Annotated in this window: 11 protein-coding genes and 1 pseudogene; 8 read left to right on the plus strand and 4 right to left on the minus strand. The window is 71.3% G+C overall.

What is annotated here, in order from left to right; genetic code table 11:
• The first annotated feature begins 3 nt into the window (after nt 1-3).
• From IE264_RS22795 to recQ, 3 genes are all read left to right on the plus strand, one after another.
• Complete coding sequence (locus IE264_RS22795) at nt 4-1,575, plus strand: NADH-quinone oxidoreductase subunit M (protein ID WP_015610626.1); 1,572 nt, start codon at nt 4-6, stop codon at nt 1,573-1,575.
• On the plus strand, nt 1,572-3,236 hold the full coding sequence (gene nuoN / locus IE264_RS22800; protein WP_015610627.1) for an NADH-quinone oxidoreductase subunit NuoN: 1,665 nt from the start codon (nt 1,572-1,574) through the stop codon (nt 3,234-3,236). The genes IE264_RS22795 and nuoN overlap by 4 nt, the downstream gene beginning before the upstream one ends.
• 150 nt (nt 3,237-3,386) lie before the next feature.
• Complete coding sequence (recQ, locus tag IE264_RS22805; protein WP_032760069.1) at nt 3,387-5,438, plus strand: DNA helicase RecQ; 2,052 nt, start codon at nt 3,387-3,389, stop codon at nt 5,436-5,438.
• Nucleotides 5,439-5,536: 98 nt separating this feature from the next.
• On the opposite strand, the gene IE264_RS22810 is transcribed toward recQ, so the two are convergent.
• From IE264_RS22810 to IE264_RS22825, 4 genes are all read right to left on the minus strand, one after another.
• Nucleotides 5,537-6,232: a GOLPH3/VPS74 family protein gene (locus IE264_RS22810; protein WP_032760015.1), complete on the minus strand. Its 696-nt coding sequence runs from the start codon at nt 6,230-6,232 to the stop codon at nt 5,537-5,539.
• Nucleotides 6,229-7,458, minus strand: a complete 1,230-nt coding sequence (gene fahA, locus IE264_RS22815) for a fumarylacetoacetase (protein WP_015610630.1) — start codon at nt 7,456-7,458, stop codon at nt 6,229-6,231. Before fahA ends, IE264_RS22810 begins: the two co-directional genes overlap by 4 nt.
• 158 nt (nt 7,459-7,616) lie before the next feature.
• Nucleotides 7,617-9,611, minus strand: coding sequence for a CocE/NonD family hydrolase (locus IE264_RS22820; protein ID WP_032760013.1), 1,995 nt, complete (start codon nt 9,609-9,611; stop codon nt 7,617-7,619).
• A gap of 96 nt (nt 9,612-9,707) precedes the next feature.
• The gene (locus IE264_RS22825) at nt 9,708-11,207 is read right to left on the minus strand and encodes a peptide MFS transporter (RefSeq protein ID WP_032760010.1); all 1,500 of its coding nucleotides are present in this window, start codon (nt 11,205-11,207) and stop codon (nt 9,708-9,710) included.
• Nucleotides 11,208-11,363: 156 nt separating this feature from the next.
• Between IE264_RS22825 and IE264_RS22830 the strand changes: the two genes are divergently transcribed.
• From IE264_RS22830 to IE264_RS38055, 5 genes and pseudogenes are all read left to right on the plus strand, one after another.
• The gene (locus tag IE264_RS22830; protein ID WP_015610633.1) at nt 11,364-12,374 is read left to right on the plus strand and encodes a polyprenyl synthetase family protein; all 1,011 of its coding nucleotides are present in this window, start codon (nt 11,364-11,366) and stop codon (nt 12,372-12,374) included.
• 276 nt (nt 12,375-12,650) lie between these two features.
• Nucleotides 12,651-13,907 carry a LolA family protein gene (locus tag IE264_RS22835; protein WP_015610634.1) on the plus strand — a complete coding sequence of 419 codons (1,257 nt, stop codon included), beginning with the start codon at nt 12,651-12,653 and terminating at the stop codon, nt 13,905-13,907.
• Between the two features lie 100 nt (nt 13,908-14,007).
• Entirely contained in the window at nt 14,008-15,009 is a 1,002-nt protein-coding gene (locus IE264_RS22840; RefSeq protein ID WP_051822033.1) for an ABC transporter ATP-binding protein, read from the plus strand.
• A 49-nt stretch (nt 15,010-15,058) separates the two neighbouring features.
• Nucleotides 15,059-15,955 carry an ABC transporter permease gene (locus IE264_RS22845; RefSeq protein WP_032760009.1) on the plus strand — a complete coding sequence of 299 codons (897 nt, stop codon included), beginning with the start codon at nt 15,059-15,061 and terminating at the stop codon, nt 15,953-15,955.
• A 229-nt stretch (nt 15,956-16,184) separates the two neighbouring features.
• Nucleotides 16,185-16,291 (plus strand): annotated as a pseudogene (locus IE264_RS38055) (TetR family transcriptional regulator); the annotation flags it as partial.

Here is a 16,291-nt window from a genome sequence, read left to right on the forward strand (position 1 = left end):
CACATGTCCTTTCCCCTCCTGACCGCGACGGCGGCGCTCCCGGCCATCGGAGCCATCGTCACCGCCGCGGTCCCTGCCGCACAGCGCACCGTGGCCAAGTGGGTCGCGCTGTTCTTCTCGCTGGGCACGCTCGTCCTGGCGGGCGTCGTCTTCGCCCGCTTCGAGCCGGGCGGCGACCGCTACCAACTGACCGAGTCCCGGGCCTGGATCGCCGACTTCGGCGTCCGGTACGAACTGGGCGTGGACGGCATCGGGGTGGCCCTCATCGGGCTCACCGCGCTGCTGATCCCGTTCGTCATCGCGGCCGGCTGGCACGACGCCGACCCCCTGGAGACGAAGTCCTCGCGCTGGCGGCCCACCCAGGGCTTCTTCGCCCTGATCCTCATGGTCGAGGCCATGGTGGTCCTGTCGTTCCTCGCGACCGACGTCTTCCTCTTCTACATCCTGTTCGAAGCCATGCTCATCCCGATGTACTTCCTCATCGGCGGCTTCGGCGACCGGGCCCACGCGGGCAGCGACGAGAACGCCGCGAAGCAACGTTCGTACGCGGCGGTCAAGTTCCTCCTCTACAACCTGGCCGGCGGCCTGATCATGCTGGCCGCCGTCATCGGCCTCTATGTCGTCGCGGGCACCTTCTCGCTCTCGGAGATCGTGGAGGCCCGGGCCAACGGCACCCTGGAGATGGCGACCTCCACCGAGCGGTGGCTCTTCCTCGGGTTCTTCTTCGCCTTCGCGATCAAGGCCCCGCTCTGGCCGCTCCACACCTGGCTGCCCAACGCGATGGGCGAGGCGACCGCACCGGTCGCCGTGCTCATCACCGCGATCGTCGACAAGGTCGGCACCTTCGCGATGCTCCGCTTCTGCCTCGGGCTCTTCCCGGAGGCCAGCAAGTGGGCGACCCCGGTCGTCATCGCCCTGGCGCTCGTCTCCATCGTCTACGGGGCGCTGCTCGCGGTCGGCCAGCGCGACATCAAGCGGCTCATCGCCTACGCCTCGATCTCGCACTTCGGCTTCATCATCCTGGGCATCTTCGCGATGACCAGCCAGGGCCAGTCGGGCGCCACGCTCTACATGGTCAACCACGGCATCTCGACCGCCGCACTGCTGCTGGTCGCCGGATTCCTCATCACCCGGCGCGGCTCGCGACTCATCGCGGACTACGGCGGGGTGCAGAAGGTCGCCCCCGTGCTGGCGGGCACCTTCCTCATCGGCGGTCTGGCGACCCTGTCGCTGCCGGGGCTCGCCCCGTTCGTCAGTGAGTTCCTGGTGCTGGTCGGCACGTTCAGCGCCTATCCGGTGGCCGGGATCATCGCCACCTCCGGCATCGTGCTCGCCGCGATCTACGTCCTCGTCCTCTACCAGCGGACGATGACCGGTCCCGTCAACGAGGCGGTCCGGACCATGCCCGACCTCAAGGCACGTGAGCTGGTGGTCGCCGTACCGCTGATCGCGCTGCTGCTCTTCCTGGGCGTCTTCCCGAAGCCGCTCACCGAGGTCGTCAACCCGGCGGTGGAGCACACCATGTCCGACGTACAGAAGAAGGACCCCCAGCCCGAGGTGGAGGCCGCCAAGTGAGCGCAACAGCTGTCCACAGCCTGTGGACGACGGCGAGCGGGGTGACATCGGCAGCTCCGGGGGACCGCTTCACGGCGCCCACGATCGAGTACGCCCAGCTGGCACCCGTCCTGATCATCGTGGGCGCCGCCGTCCTGGGAGTCCTGGCGGAGGCCTTCGTACCGCGCAAGGCCCGGTACCACACCCAGCTCCTGCTGACCGTGGTGGCGCTGGCCGCCGCGTTCGCAGCCGTCGTCGCCCTCGCGGCCGGCGGGTACGGCACCACGAAGGCCCAGATCGCGGCCATGGGCGCCATCGCGATCGACGGCCCGACCCTGTTCCTCCAGGGGACCATCCTCCTGGTCTCGGTGGTGTCCGTCTTCACCTTCGCCGAACGGCGGCTCGACCCCACCGCCCACGGCAACCGGGTCGACTCCTTCGCCGCCCAGGCCGGTACGGTCCCCGGCAGCGAGAGCGAGAAGGCCGCCGTCCGCGCGGGCTTCACCACCACCGAGGTCTTCCCGCTGGTCCTCTTCTCGGTGGCGGGCATGCTCGTCTTCCCCGCCGCCAACGACCTGCTGACCCTCTTCATCGCGCTGGAAGTCTTCTCGCTCCCGCTGTACCTCCTCTGCGCCGTCGCCCGCCGCAAGCGGCTGATGTCCCAGGAGGCGGCCGTGAAGTACTTCCTGCTCGGCGCGTTCTCCTCGGCGTTCCTGCTCTTCGGGATCGCCCTCCTCTACGGCTACGCGGGCTCCCTCTCGTACGCCACCATCGCCAACGTCGTCGACGGCTCGGTCCTGGAGATCGACCCCGCCCTCGCCGGCACCATGGGCAACGACGCGCTGCTGCTCATCGGCGGCGCGATGATCCTGACCGGCCTGCTCTTCAAGGTCGGTGCCGTCCCGTTCCACATGTGGACCCCGGACGTCTACCAGGGCGCCCCGACCCCGGTCACCGGCTTCATGGCGGCCGCCACCAAGGTCGCCGCGTTCGGTGCGCTGCTGCGCCTGCTGTACGTGGTGCTCCCCGGGCTCACCTGGGACCTGCGGCCGGTGCTGTGGGCCGTCGCGATCATCACGATGCTGGGCGGCGCGGTCGTCGCGATCACCCAGACCGACATCAAGCGGCTGCTGGCCTACTCCTCGATCGCGCACGCCGGCTTCATCCTGGCGGGTGTCATCGCGACCAGCCCGGAGGGGGTCTCCTCGGTCCTCTTCTACCTGGGCGCGTACTCCTTCGTGACGGTCGGCGCGTTCGCCGTCGTCACGCTGGTACGGGACGCGGGCGGCGAGGCCACGCACCTGTCGAAGTGGGCCGGGCTCGGCCGCCGCTCGCCGCTGGTCGCCGCGGTCTTCGCGGTGTTCCTGCTGGCCTTCGCCGGGATCCCGCTCACCTCGGGCTTCTCCGGCAAGTTCGCCGTCTTCAAGGCGGCGGCCGAGAGCGGTGCGGGCGCGCTGGTCGTCGTCGGTGTGATCTCGTCGGCCATCGCCGCCTTCTTCTACATCCGCGTGATCGTCCTGATGTTCTTCAGCGAGCCGAAGGCGGACGGCCCCACGGTCGCCGTCCCGTCCCCGCTGACCATGACGACGATCGCGGTCGGCGTGGCGGTCACGCTGGTGCTGGGTCTGGCCCCGCAGTACTTCCTGGACCTCGCGGGCCAGGCGGGCGTCTTCGTGCGGTAGGCGATTCTCCCGTGGAACAGCGCCGGACGGTCCTTTATCCACAGGACCGTCCGGCGTTGTCGTAGGAGCCGCCTATCGTGGTCGGGGACGAGAGCAGGACGGACAGGGCCGGACGTGCGGACCTCGGGGGACAGAGCATTGGGCGTGACCATGGATGTGACCGGGACGGTGACCGGCAACGGGACCGACACCGACAACGGTTCCGAGACCGAGGCGCAGCGGACGCTGCACCGGGTCTTCGGATACGACGCGTTCCGCGGCGAGCAGGGCGAGGTCATCGAGCATGTGGTCTCCGGCGGCGACGCCGTCGTGCTCATGCCGACCGGCGGCGGAAAGTCCCTCTGCTACCAGATCCCGTCCCTGGTCAGGCGCGGTACCGGGGTCGTCGTCTCGCCGCTGATCGCCCTGATGCAGGACCAGGTCGACGCCCTGCGGGCGCTCGGTGTGCGGGCCGGCTTCATGAACTCCACGCAGGACTTCGACGAGCGCCGCTCGATGGAGGCGCAGTTCCTCGCGGGCGAGCTGGACCTGCTCTACCTGGCGCCGGAGCGGCTGCGGCTGGACTCCACGCTCTCGCTGCTGGCCCGGGGCGAGATCTCCGTCTTCGCGATCGACGAGGCGCACTGCGTCGCCCAGTGGGGCCACGACTTCCGCCCCGACTATCTGGCGCTGTCGGTGCTCGGCGAGCGCTGGCCCGACGTCCCGCGCATCGCGCTGACGGCGACCGCCACGGGCGCCACGCACGAGGAGATCACCCGCCGCCTCGGCATGCCGGACGCGAAGCACTTCGTCGCCAGCTTCGACCGGCCCAACATCCAGTACCGGATCGTCCCGAAGTCCGACCCGAAGAAGCAGCTCCTCACCTTCCTCCAGGAGGAGCACGCCGGGGACGCGGGCATCGTCTACTGCCTCTCGCGCGCCTCCACGGAGAAGATCGCGGAGTATCTGACCCGCAACGGCGTCAACGCCGTGCCGTACCACGCGGGCCTGGACGCCTCGACGCGCGCCACCCACCAGGCGCGCTTCCTCCGCGAGGAGGGCCTCGTCGTCGTCGCGACCATCGCCTTCGGCATGGGCATCGACAAGCCGGACGTCCGGTTCGTCGCCCACCTGGACCTCCCGAAGTCCGTCGAGGGGTACTACCAGGAGACCGGCCGCGCGGGCCGTGACGGTGATCCGTCGACGGCCTGGATGGCGTACGGGCTCCAGGACGTCGTCCAGCAGCGCAAGCTCATCCAGGGCGGCGAGGGCGACGAGGCCCACCGCCGCCGTGCCGCCGCCCACCTGGACTCGATGCTGGCGCTCTGCGAGACGGTCCAGTGCCGCCGGGCCCAGCTCCTCACCTACTTCGGCCAGGAGCCCACCGCCGCGAACTGCGGCAACTGCGACACCTGCCTGGTCCCGCCGGAGACCTGGGACGGCACGGTCGTCTCGCAGAAGCTGCTCTCCACGGTGGTCCGCCTCAAGCGCGAGCGGAACCAGAAGTTCGGCGCGGGCCAGATCATCGACATCCTGCTGGGCCGCAAGACCGCCAAGGTCATCCAGTTCGACCACGACCAGCTCTCGGTCTTCGGCATCGGCGAGGAGCTGGCCGAGGCGGAGTGGCGCGGCGTCGTGCGCCAGCTGCTGGCCCAGGGCCTGCTCGCGGTGGAGGGGGAGTACGGCACGCTGGTCCTCACCGAGGAGAGCGCCACGGTCCTCGGCCGGGAGCGGGAGGTCCTGCTCCGCAAGGAGCCGAAGAAGCCCACGTCCCGCTCGTCGTCCTCGGCCGGCGGCTCCAAGGGCGCCAAGGGCAAGGCGGCCGCGGCCGACCTCCCCGCCTCCGCGGTCCCGGTCTTCGAGGCGCTGCGCACCTGGCGCGGTGCGACGGCCAAGGAGCAGGGCGTCCCGGCGTACGTGATCTTCCACGACGCGACGCTGCGGGAGATCGCGACCCTGCACCCGTCCTCGCTCGCGGAGCTGGGGGGCATCAGCGGCCTGGGCGAGAAGAAGCTGGCGACGTACGGGGAGGGCGTGCTGGAGGTCCTGGCGGAGACGGTTCCGGGGGCGGCCTCGGAGGCTCCCGCAGCCGAAGCTCCCGCACCCCGCCCGGCACCGACCCCGGCCCGTACGAAGGCCCCCGCAGCCCCGGTGGCCCCCGCCGCCCAGCCGGCCGGCGACCCCGAGTTCGCCTGGGACGAGGAACCGCCCGAGTACGAGTGAGTACCGGGCAGTGAGGAGCAGGGCGGCGGGACCTGGCCCCGGTCCGCCGCCCGGCGGCGGGGCGTGATCGCGGTGAGGTCCAGGTCGACGCGCCCCCCTCAGTCCCCGCCGCAGCCGCCCCCGCCCCCGCTGTCGCCGCCGCTCCAGCCGTCGCCGTCTCCGCCGGACTCGTTCTGCTTCACGTTGTAGTGGACGGCCGAGGCCGTCCACTCGGAGCGGCGCATGACCTTCATCGCCGTGCGGCCGTTGCGGCCGAGGCGGGTCAGTTCGCCGGCGAGGCCGATCGCGGAGACCAGGGCGGCCAGCACCCGGTCCCGGTGGTCGGGGTAGCCGGCCGCCTCGGCCGCCGAGAACCGGTCGAAGACGGCCGGTACGAGGTCCGGCGCGACCGGGAAGTGCCGGTGGTACGGGAACAGGCCGAGGAAGCGGCGGGTCTCCCTGGAGAGCAGGGAGCGCTCGACCAGGGAGTCCAGGTACTTCCCGTGCACGTGCCGGTCGAAGTCGCCCACCCAGCGCCGGGCGCGCATACCCGAGCGGCGGCCCTTGGCCTGGGGCAGGGTCCGCAGCAGTTCGGCGAGGAGCGGGTCGGCCGGGTCCAGTGGGTTCACCACCTGGATCCGGCCGCCCTCCTCCCGTATCCGGCCCTGGATCTCCAGCTCGGCGAGGGCTGCCCCGGCCGTTCCGAACGCCAGGGAGGCGGCGCTGCACAACGGTTTGCCCCGGTCCGGGTCCAGGGTCAGCAGGATCAGTTCCTCGGGCAGCGTCAGTGCGGGGGCGGGAGCGGGAGTGTTCACGGTGCTGTGACGATCCTGCCGGTCACGTCGCCGAGGCCCACGCGGGTGCCGTGCGGGCCGGGGGCCCAGGCGGTCAGCGTGACCGTGTCGCCGTCCTCCAGGAACGTCCGCTTGCCCTCGGGCAGTTCCAGTGCGTCGCGGCCGTTCCAGGTGAGCTCGAGGAGCGAGCCGCGCTGGGTGGTCCCGGGGCCGCTGACCGTGCCGGAGCCGTACAGGTCCCCGGTCCGCAGCGACGCGCCGTTGACCGTCATGTGGGCGAGCTGCTGGGCGGCCGTCCAGTACATCGAGGCGAACGGCGGCTCGGCGACGACCTGGCCGTTGATCTCCACGGTGATCCGGATGTCGAAGCCGCCGTGCTCCTCCTCCTGGGAGTCGTCCAGGTAGGGGAGGAGCGGTACGTCCCGGGTGGGCGGGGCGGTGCGGGCCGCGTCGAGGGCCTCCAGCGGGGTGACCCACGCCGATACGGAGGTGGCGAAGGACTTGCCGAGGAACGGGCCCAGTGGCACGTACTCCCAGGCCTGGAGGTCGCGCGCCGACCAGTCGTTGAGGAGCGAGAGCCCGAAGACGTGCTCGCGGAAGTCGGCGAGCGGAACCGGGGTGCCGTGGGCGGAGGGGACGCCGACGACGAAGCCGACCTCGGCCTCGATGTCCAGCTTCACCGAGGGCCCGAAGACGGGCGCCGGGTCGGTGGGGGCCTTGCGCTGGCCGCTGGGGCGCACCACGTCCGTGCCGGAGACCACGACGGTGCCGGAGCGGCCGTGGTAGCCGATCGGGAGGTGCTTCCAGTTGGGGGTGAGCGCGTCGCCGTCCGGCCGGAAGATCTGCCCGACGTTGGTGGCGTGGTGCTCGCTGGCGTAGAAGTCGACGTAGTCCGCGACCTCGTACGGCAGGTGCAGGGTCACCGCGTCCACCGGGTGCAGCAGCGGCTCGATGTCCGCGCGGTGGCCCGGGACCGTCAGCCAGGCGGTGAGCGCGCGGCGCACGTCCCGCCAGGCGGTGCGGCCCGCGGCGAGCAGCGGCGTCAGGCTCGGCTGCGCCAGCAGCCCGGCGTAGGGGGAGCCGAGCGCGTGGGCGGCGGCGCCGGCGTCCAGGACGTGGTTGCCGATGCGGACGCCGACCCGGCGGTCCTCCGGGTGGTCGGGGGTGGAGAACACACCGTAGGGAAGGTTGTGCGGGCCGAAGGGATCGCCCTCGGCCAGGTCGAGCGGGCTGCTCTGCTCGGGCATCTGTTGCTGCCTCGCTTTCCAGGTCGTGTGGAGGACACGTTACGTCGGAGGTCCTACCCCACGGCAGTGCCCCTCCTATCCCCAACTGCACGTATTGCCCGGAAAGTTCGAAGGGTCCCCCGGAAATCCGGGGGACCCGCGAACGCAACACGGTCCGCTCAGCCCGCCGTGCGCGGGATGCGCTTCTCCCAGGTGCGGTGGAAGACGACCTCGCCGCCGTCCTTGCAGATCACCTCGTCGGAGGTGATGAAGTCGTTGTCGTCGGCGGCGATCTCGGAGCGCGTCTCGATCTCCACGTCCCAGGACATCTCCGGCCGGTGCAGCCGGATCCGCCAGTCGCTGCGGGTGCGCGCGGAGAGCGGGTCGTCCTGCTGGATCGTGTACGTCTCCAGGGCGTCCTCGGTGAATTCGAGGCCGTCGGGGTAGACCCGCGTACCGCCGTAGCGGGGGTCGACCTCCAGCCGCCATTCGCCCTTGGCGACATCGCGGACGACGAGCCGTTCGGGGCGCGGCTCCTCCAGGGTGACCGGGTAGACCACGCCGAGCGGTTCGGACTGTTCCGGTTCGCCGAAGGTGATCGAGGGGTCCTCGGTGTGGCGGCGCACCGGCAGCTCGACGAAGCTGCCGTCCGCGTCGAGGGTGAAGCCCGCCGAGCCGGCCTGCGGCCAGATCCAGGGCCAGTACGCGGAGGAGACCGCGAGCCGGATGCGGTGGCCGGGCGGGAAGGTGTGGCCGATGCCGTTCAGGTCGAAGGTGACGTCCTCGGTGTCGCCGGGCGTCCAGTCGTCGGTGCGGTCGCGGCCGTGCCGGGCGGCGAGGTTGAGGACGCCCCGGGTGACCAGGGTGGAGGAGCCGTCGGGCGCCACGTCGCAGAGCCGGGCGACGGCCTGGCCGCGCGGGACGTCCATCCGGATGCGGAGCTTGACCCGGGGGCGGCCGAGGATCTCGATCGGCGCCTCCTCGACGGGGAACTCGAACGACACCGACTTGGCGTCCTCGTCCCGCTGGTCCGGCGGCAGGTCCGCGTCGTTGCCGAACGGGAAGAAGCGGCCCGCGTCCAGGCCGGTCTGCTGCGGCGAGGCGACGATCCGCTCACCGCCCTGGAGCGCGTACGCCACCGGGGAGACGTTCTCCGACGGCCAGGAGGCGTCCCCGACCCAGCGGCCGGGCAGCGTCTCGTACACCGTGGCGGGCGGGTGCGAGCCGCTGATCCAGGACCGCAGCAGCGGCTCCCGCATCACACCCGTCTCCTTGTTCTTCAGGTGCTGGTCCCACCAGCGCAGCGTCTCCTGGAGGAAGCCGATCGCGGGCCCCGGCGGCAGCCCCCGGTCCGGGTACTGGTGCGACCACGGGCCGATGATCCCGCGCACCTGCCCCGGATCGAGGTGCTCGACCAGGCGCAGGACGGTGTCGCGGTACGGGTCGTGCCAGCCGCCCACCGCCAGCACGTTCGCCTTGATCGCCCCGTAGTCCTCGCAGACGCTGCCGTGCTTCCAGTAGTCGTCGCGGCTCTGGTGGGCCAGCCAGGTGTGACTGAAGGGTTCGATCGCCTCCAGCCGCTTCAGCCACAGCTCCTTCCAGTCGTCGCCTGCCTGCGACGGGTCCGGCGGGCGGGAGACGAAGGCGAGCATGGTGGCGGCCCAGGCGTGCATGTCGACGGCGAGGACCGAGCCGCCCATGTAGTGGACGTCGTTGTCGTAGCGGTCGTCGGCCGAGCAGACGGTGACGATCGCCTTCAGCGGCTCGGGGGCGAGCGCGGCGATCTGGAGCGAGTTGAAGCCGCCCCAGGAGATGCCGAACATCCCGACCCGGCCCGAGCACCACTCCTGCTGGGCCAGCCAGTGGATGACGGCGACCCCGTCGCTCAGCTCCTGGGCGTCGTACTCGTCGCCCGGCAGCCCCTCGCTGTTGCCGTGGCCCCGGACGTCGACCCGTACGGAGGCGTAGCCGTGGCCCGCGTACCAGGGGTGGCGCTGCCAGTCGCGCGGCGCGGTCCAGTCGCCGAGCCGGTAGGGCAGGTACTCCAGCAGCGCGGGGACCGGTTCGTCGGTCAGGGGCCGCCAGATCCGGGCGTAGAGCCGGGTGCCGCCGGGCAGCGGGATGTACACGTCCTCGCGGGTCGTCTCGTACGGGAACTCGGTCGTGATGTTCATGGGTCACCTCGGTGGGGGACGGGGGACGCCTTCTTATGGGGCCGCGACGCCTTCTTTCGGCGGCTGCTGGTGGACGGGGTGCTTGAGGCGTACGGATCAGTGGACGGGGTGCATCGTGCGCTTCAGCCAGGGCGCGGCGGCGATCATCGCGAGTCCTGCCGCCACGGCGATCGTGCCGTTGACCCCGAAGTAGGCGGGCGTGGAGACCTCGCCGTACAACTTCACGACCTGCGCCTGGATGCCGTTGGCGACGGCCAGCGACAGGAACCACAGGGCCATCGTCTGGCTGGCGAAGGCCTTAGGGGCGAGCTTGCTGCTGGCGGAGAGGCCGGAGGTCTCCAGCAGGACGTCGCCGAGTCCGAGCAGCAGGTAGGAGCCGACGATCCACCAGGCCGCCATCCGGTACGTGTCGTCGGCGTGCCCGGAGGTGGGCAGGACCATCAGCAGGAACGACAGACCGCCGAGGATCACACCGAAGGCGATCTTGTTGGAGGCGTGCGGCTGGCGGCGGCCCATCCGGACCCAGGTGGCGGCCACCACGGGCGCGAGCGCGACCTCGAAGGCGCCGAGCGCGGAGGCGTACCAGCTGGCCGGGAAGGTGAAGCCGAGGATCTCGGTGCGGGCGTTGGTCGACGCCAGCAGGATCATCGTGGAGTACGCCTGGAAGAGGATGAAGTTGAAGACGACGGATCCCAGGAAGAGCACGACGTACGGCCGCAGCCTGCCGCGCTCCTCGGCGGTGACCCGCGGGCTCCGGAACATCACCACGAAGTACGTGATCGGCGCGATGACCGAGATGACCGTGAGCACGTCCACGAACCGGTCGATGGTGAGCCAGCCCGCCAGCGCCAGGGCGGTGGCGAGGACGGCGACCGCGACGGCCCCGCCGATGATCAGCCGCACCGCGCGGCGCATGGCGGCGGGGGCGAGCGCGAACTCGGCGCCCTCCTTGCGTCCGACCAGGTGACGGCGGCCGGCCACGTACTGGATCAGGCCGAAGGTCATCCCGATCGCGGCGGCCGAGAAGCCCCAGTGCCAGCTCGCGTGGTCGCCGAGCCAGCCGGTGATCAGCGGTCCGGCGAAGGCGCCGATGTTGATGCCCATGTAGTAGAGGGCGAAGCCGGCGTCGCGCCGCTCGTCGTCGGTGCGGTAGAGCTTGCCGACCATGGAGGCCACGTTGGGCTTGAGCAGGCCCGTTCCGGCGCTGATCAGCCCGAGGCCCACCCAGGTCATCGCGTCGGTGGGCACGGCCATGGAGTAGTGGCCGCAGGCGATGAGGATGCCGCCGTACAGCACGGCCCGGTACGAGCCGAGGATCCGGTCGGCCAGCCAGCCACCGGCCACGGAGACCAGGTAGACGAGGGTCCCGTAGGCGGCCGAGACGGAGGCGGCGGTGCCGGGGTCCATGCCCATGCCGCCGTCGGCGACCTTGTCGGCGAAGAACAGCACCAGGATCGCCTGCATGCCGAGGAACGAGAACCGCTCCCAGACCTCCAGGCCGGACAGGGTCATCAGACCCCGTGGCTGGCCGAAGAAGGCGCGGTCGTCCTCGGGCGGTGGCCGGTCCGGCTCGGTGTCGGCAGCGGTGTGGGACAAAGCGGAGACTCCTGATCGTATGAGCTGATCCCGAACATACCGGCGGTGGCGGGAAGCCGCCCACGGTGATCCAAAGGGGACCGGATACGCTGAGTTGGATGGAGACAACGACACATCGACATTGCGTGTGATCGTCAGCAGACAGGAGATGCCCTCGTGACCGTCGTCGGGCCGTTCGGACTGCACGTGCGGGACCAGGCTCTTGAGGCCGATGTCCAGACGGGCCTGGCCGCTGTCGAGGCGGGGCTGCTCGAAGCCACCAAGAGTGACGTGCCGTTCATCACGGAGGCCGCCCAGCACCTGGTGCGGGCGGGGGGCAAGCGGTTCCGCCCGTTGCTGGTCATGCTCGCGTCACAGTTCGGTGATCCGGACGCGCCGGGTGTCGTCCCCTCGGCCGTCGTCGTCGAGCTGACCCACCTGGCCACGCTGTACCACGACGACGTGATGGACGAGGCCGACGTCCGCCGCGGGGTGGAGAGCGCCAACACCCGCTGGGGCAACTCGGTGGCCGTCCTCACCGGCGACTTCCTGTTCGCCCGCGCCTCCCACATCCTGGCCGACCTCGGCCCCGACGCCGTACGCATCCAGGCCGAGGCGTTCGAACGGCTCGTCACGGGCCAGATCCTGGAGACCGCGGGCCCGCGCGACGGCCGCGACCCGGTCGACCACTACCTGGACGTGCTCAGCGGCAAGACCGGCTCGCTGGTCGCCGTCTCCGGCCGGTTCGGCGCGCTGATGGCCGGGGCCGACGAGCGGACCGTGGACATCCTCACGCAGTACGGGGAGCGGCTCGGCATCGCCTTCCAGCTCGCCGACGACGTCCTCGACATCGCCTCCGACACCCATGAGTCCGGCAAGACCCCCGGCACCGACCTGCGCGAAGGCATCCCCACCCTCCCGGTGCTGCGGCTGCGCGCCCAGGCCGCGGAGGACGGCAAGCCCGACGACCTGGAGCTCGTCGAGCTGCTCGACGGCGACCTCAGCGACGACGACACCCTCGCCGAGGCGCTGCGCCGGCTGCGCGCCCACCCGGCCCTGGAACAGGCCCGGCAGGACACCGTCCGGTACGCCCAGGAGGCGCGCGCCACGCTCGCGCCGCTGCCCGAGGGGTACGCGAAGTCCGCGCTGGAAGAGCTGTGCGACGCCGTGGTGCACCGCGCGGGCTGAGAGTGCGCGGCGCGCACCCTTCGCGCGCCTTCCGTGACGTTGACGACGCGTCACCCGATAGGACTCCGCAGGGCCCTACCCCTACGGGATGGCCGACCCACCCCCTCCGGTTGTCATACCGGAGCAGTAGGCAGGTTGATCCCCGGGGCTGACGCTTCAAGCCGCCCGATTTGGTCAGATGGATACCAACCACTCCTGACCACATCGGGTGAGAATGGCGGCAGGGAGTGGACGAGCAACCGGACGGAAGCCGCCGACCACGGAGGTAGGGCACACATGGCACCGAACGACAGCGCAGAGACCACCGGCGAGGCCACGGGCACTGTCGTGGGCCGCCGGAAGGCGGCGCGCTACATCGTCCCCGTCGCGGTCGCGGGGGTGGCGGCCGCGACCATCGGGCTCGTCCCGGCACTCGCGAACTCCGGCGACCCGGACCTGCCGAAGATCAGCGCACAGGAGCTCATCGAGAAGATCGCCGCTTCCGACGAGGAGCAGCTCTCCGGCACGTTCAAGATCAGCACCGACCTGGGCCTGCCCCTCGACGGCCTCGCGGGATCGTTCCTGCCGGGCGCCGAGGAGGGCAAGGGTGCGGGCGCCGCCGCACCGCAGGACAAGCTCATGGAGCTGACGTCCGGCACCCACACCCTGCGCGTGGCCGTCGACGGCCCGGAGAAGCAGCGTCTCGCCATCCTCGGCAAGGCCTCCGAGTACAACGTCATCCACAACCAGGGCGAGGTCTGGGCGTACGACTCCAAGTCCGACGAGGTCTACCACGCCGAGGCGCCCGAAGGCCGGGACGGCAGCGCGAAGGAGACCCCGAAGGCGCCCAAGGGCGTCCCCGCCACCCCGAAGGACTTCGCCGAGCAGGCGCTCGCGGCGGTCGGCGACACCACGTCGGTCGCCGTGGACGGCACCGCGCAGGTGGCGGGCCGGGACGCGTACCAGCTGGTCATCAAGCCCAAGCAGTCCGGCTCGACGATCGGTTCGGTGCGGATCGCGGTGGACGCGGAGAACGGCGTGCCGCTGAAGTTCACGCTGGCCGCGGCGAGCGGCGGCAAGGCCGTGGTCGACGCCGGCTTCACCAAGGTGGACTTCGCGAAGCCCGCCGCCTCCTCGTTCGACTTCACCCCGCCCAAGGGCGCCAAGGTGACGGAGGCCGACGAGCTGGAGACCGGCAAGGACGAGCACGGCAAGGCGCAGAAGGCGCTCCCGGAGCAGTTCTCCGGGCAGATCCCGGGCCTGGAGGGGCTGGAGGGCTCCGAGGGCGTCAACGTCATCGGCAAGGGCTGGACGTCGATCGCCGCCATCGAGATCCCCGGCGGCAAGGGCCTGCCCACGTCGGGCTCGGGCGATGTCCCGGCCGAGGCGCAGGGCTTCCTGGACGCGCTCGGCGACAAGGTCACCGGAAAGTTCGGCTCGGGCACGGTCTTCAAGACCCGCCTGGTCAACGCCCTGCTGACGGACGACGGCAAGGTATATGTCGGAGCGGTGACGAAGGACGCGCTGGTACGGGCGGCCGACGGCGCCAAGTAGGGCTCCCGGGTCATCCGGCCGGACCACCCCGCCCCGTCACGCAACCGCGCGGCGGGGCGGGGCGGTCCGGCCCCTGCGCGTGCTGAGAGGTGCGACCGGCATGACGGACAGAGCGGCGGCTGCGGACACGGCGACAGCCCCGGCGTACGCGGCCGGGGGCCGCCCCGCCCCCGTCATCGAGACCCGCGGCCTCACCAAGCGTTTCCGGGGCGGCCAGGTCGCCGTCGACGGCCTCGACCTCACCGTCCCCGGCGGCAGCGTCTTCGGCTTCCTCGGCCCCAACGGCTCCGGCAAGACCACCACCATCCGGATGCTCATGGGCCTCATCGACCCCACCTCCGGCACGGCCACGGTCCTCGGCCGCCCCATGCCCCAGGCCTCCCGTACGGTCCTCCCGGAGGTCGGCGCGCTGATCGAGGGGCCCGCGCTGTACGGCTACCTGAGCGGCCGCGACAACCTCGTACGGTTCGACCGCGCCGACCCCACCGCCGACCCGCGCACCCGCGCGGCCCGCATCGCCCACGCCCTGGAGCGGGTCGGCCTCGCCGCCGCCTCGGCCAAGAAGGCGAAGGCGTACTCCCTCGGCATGAAGCAGCGCCTCGGGCTCGCCGCGGCCCTGCTCCGGCCGCGCCGCCTGCTCGTCCTGGACGAGCCGACCAACGGCCTCGACCCGCAGGGCATGCGGGAGATCCGCTCCCTGGTCCGGGAGCTGGCGGCCGAGGGCACCACGGTGTTCCTCTCCTCGCACCTGCTGGACGAGATCGAGCAGGTCTGTACGCACGCGGCGGTGATGGCCCGGGGCCGGCTGCTGGTCCAGGGCCCGGTCGCCGAACTCGCCGCGAGCGCCCGCGGCCGGCTCACCGTCACCACCCCCGACCCCGGGGAGGCCGCCCGCATCCTCAAGGAGCACGGCCTCGGAGGCGTGAGCGTGGACGGCGACCGGCTGACCGCCGACGCCCCGCCCGCCGCCGTGGAGCTGGCGGACCTCAACGCGGCGCTGGTGGGCGGCGGGGTGCGGGTGCGGTCGTTCGGGATCGAGGGCGGGTCGCTGGAGGACGCGTTCGTGGCACTGACGGGAGAGGGATTCGATGTCGCGGGCTGAGGATTCAATGTCGAGGGCCGAGGATTCGACGTCGAGGGCTGAGGATTCGATGGCGCGGGCCGAGGCCGTTCCGTCCCCGGGTGCCGTGCCGAGAGGCCCCCGCAACCCCCTGTGGACACTGGGAATCCTCCGCTCCGAGATCACCACCACCCTCCGCCGCCACCGGACCTACGCGCTCCTCGCGGTGCTCGCCGCCGTACCCGTGCTCATCGGGATCGCGGTCCGCATCGAGACGGGCGGCGGCGGATCGGGAGGCGGGGCAAACGGCGGAGCGGGACCGGCGTTCCTGACGCAGGTCACCAACAACGGCCTCTTCCTCGTCTTCGCCGCTCTCGCCGCCACGCTGCCGGTCTTCCTGCCGATGGCCGTCGGTGTGGTCGCGGGCGACGCGATCGCGGGCGAGGCGAGCGCCGGAACCCTGCGCTATCTGCTGGTCGCCCCGGCGGGCCGGACCCGGCTGCTTCTGGCCAAATACGCCTCGGTCCTCACCTTCTGCCTGGTCGCGACGGTGGTGGTGGCCGCCTCGGCGCTGGCGGTGGGGGCGCTGCTCTTCCCGGTGGGCGAGGTCACGACGATCTCCGGGACCCGGATCAGCTTCGGTGAGGGCCTGGTGCGGGCCGCGCTGACGGCGGGGGTCGTCGCGGGGTCACTGGCCGGGTTCGCGGCGCTCGGGCTGTTCGTCTCGACGCTGACCAACAGCGGGATCGGGGCGATGGCGGCGACGGTCGGGCTGCTGATCACGGTGCAGATCCTGGACAGCATCCCGCAGCTGAGCGGTCTGCACCCCTACCTGTTCCCGCACTACTGGATGTCCTTCGCGGACGTCCTGCGCGAGCCGGTCCACTGGGACGATCTGGTCAGGAACTTCCAGCTCCAGGGCCTGTACGTGGCGGTGTTCGGGTCTGCGGCCTGGGCCCGCTTCACCACGAAGGACATCACGGCCTGAGGCAAGACCACGGAGTCGCCCCATGGCCGGATCGGATCGGCGAGTGGTCGCCCATGCCGTCGGCCGGGCGAGCCGTCCCCCGATCGGCTCGTCGCGGCACGAACGGCACGAACGGTGCGGAGGGTGGGAACGACACGACACGGTACGTTCCGTTTCCGCTTGGGTATTGTTCGGCCTATGACGACTACCTGTCAATAAGGAATGGCTCAAACCGTCCTATGCTCACCGGATGATCACACCGCCCAGTGGCCTGCGCCGCAGTGAGAGAGCACGCCGCGCGACGCTGCAGGCAGCGCTCGACCTCTGTACGGAGAAGGGGTACGGGCGCGTCACGGT

Origin of the sequence: Streptomyces microflavus (assembly GCF_014650075.1) — a bacterium.
Classification (GTDB): domain Bacteria; phylum Actinomycetota; class Actinomycetes; order Streptomycetales; family Streptomycetaceae; genus Streptomyces; species Streptomyces microflavus.

Bases quoted from the DNA above. Each gene is read 5' to 3' on its own strand.
- fahA (WP_015610630.1), bottom strand. From the start codon at position 7,458: ATGCCCGAGCAGAGCAGCCCGCTCGACCTGGCCGAGGGCGATCCCTTC.
- IE264_RS22840 (WP_051822033.1), top strand. From the start codon at position 14,008: ATGACGGACAGAGCGGCGGCTGCGGACACGGCGACAGCCCCGGCGTAC.
- IE264_RS22820 (WP_032760013.1), bottom strand. From the start codon at position 9,611: ATGAACATCACGACCGAGTTCCCGTACGAGACGACCCGCGAGGACGTG.
- IE264_RS22795 (WP_015610626.1), top strand. From the start codon at position 4: ATGTCCTTTCCCCTCCTGACCGCGACGGCGGCGCTCCCGGCCATCGGA.
- recQ (WP_032760069.1), top strand. From the start codon at position 3,387: ATGGATGTGACCGGGACGGTGACCGGCAACGGGACCGACACCGACAAC.
- IE264_RS22845 (WP_032760009.1), top strand. From the start codon at position 15,059: ATGGCGCGGGCCGAGGCCGTTCCGTCCCCGGGTGCCGTGCCGAGAGGC.
- IE264_RS22835 (WP_015610634.1), top strand. From the start codon at position 12,651: ATGGCACCGAACGACAGCGCAGAGACCACCGGCGAGGCCACGGGCACT.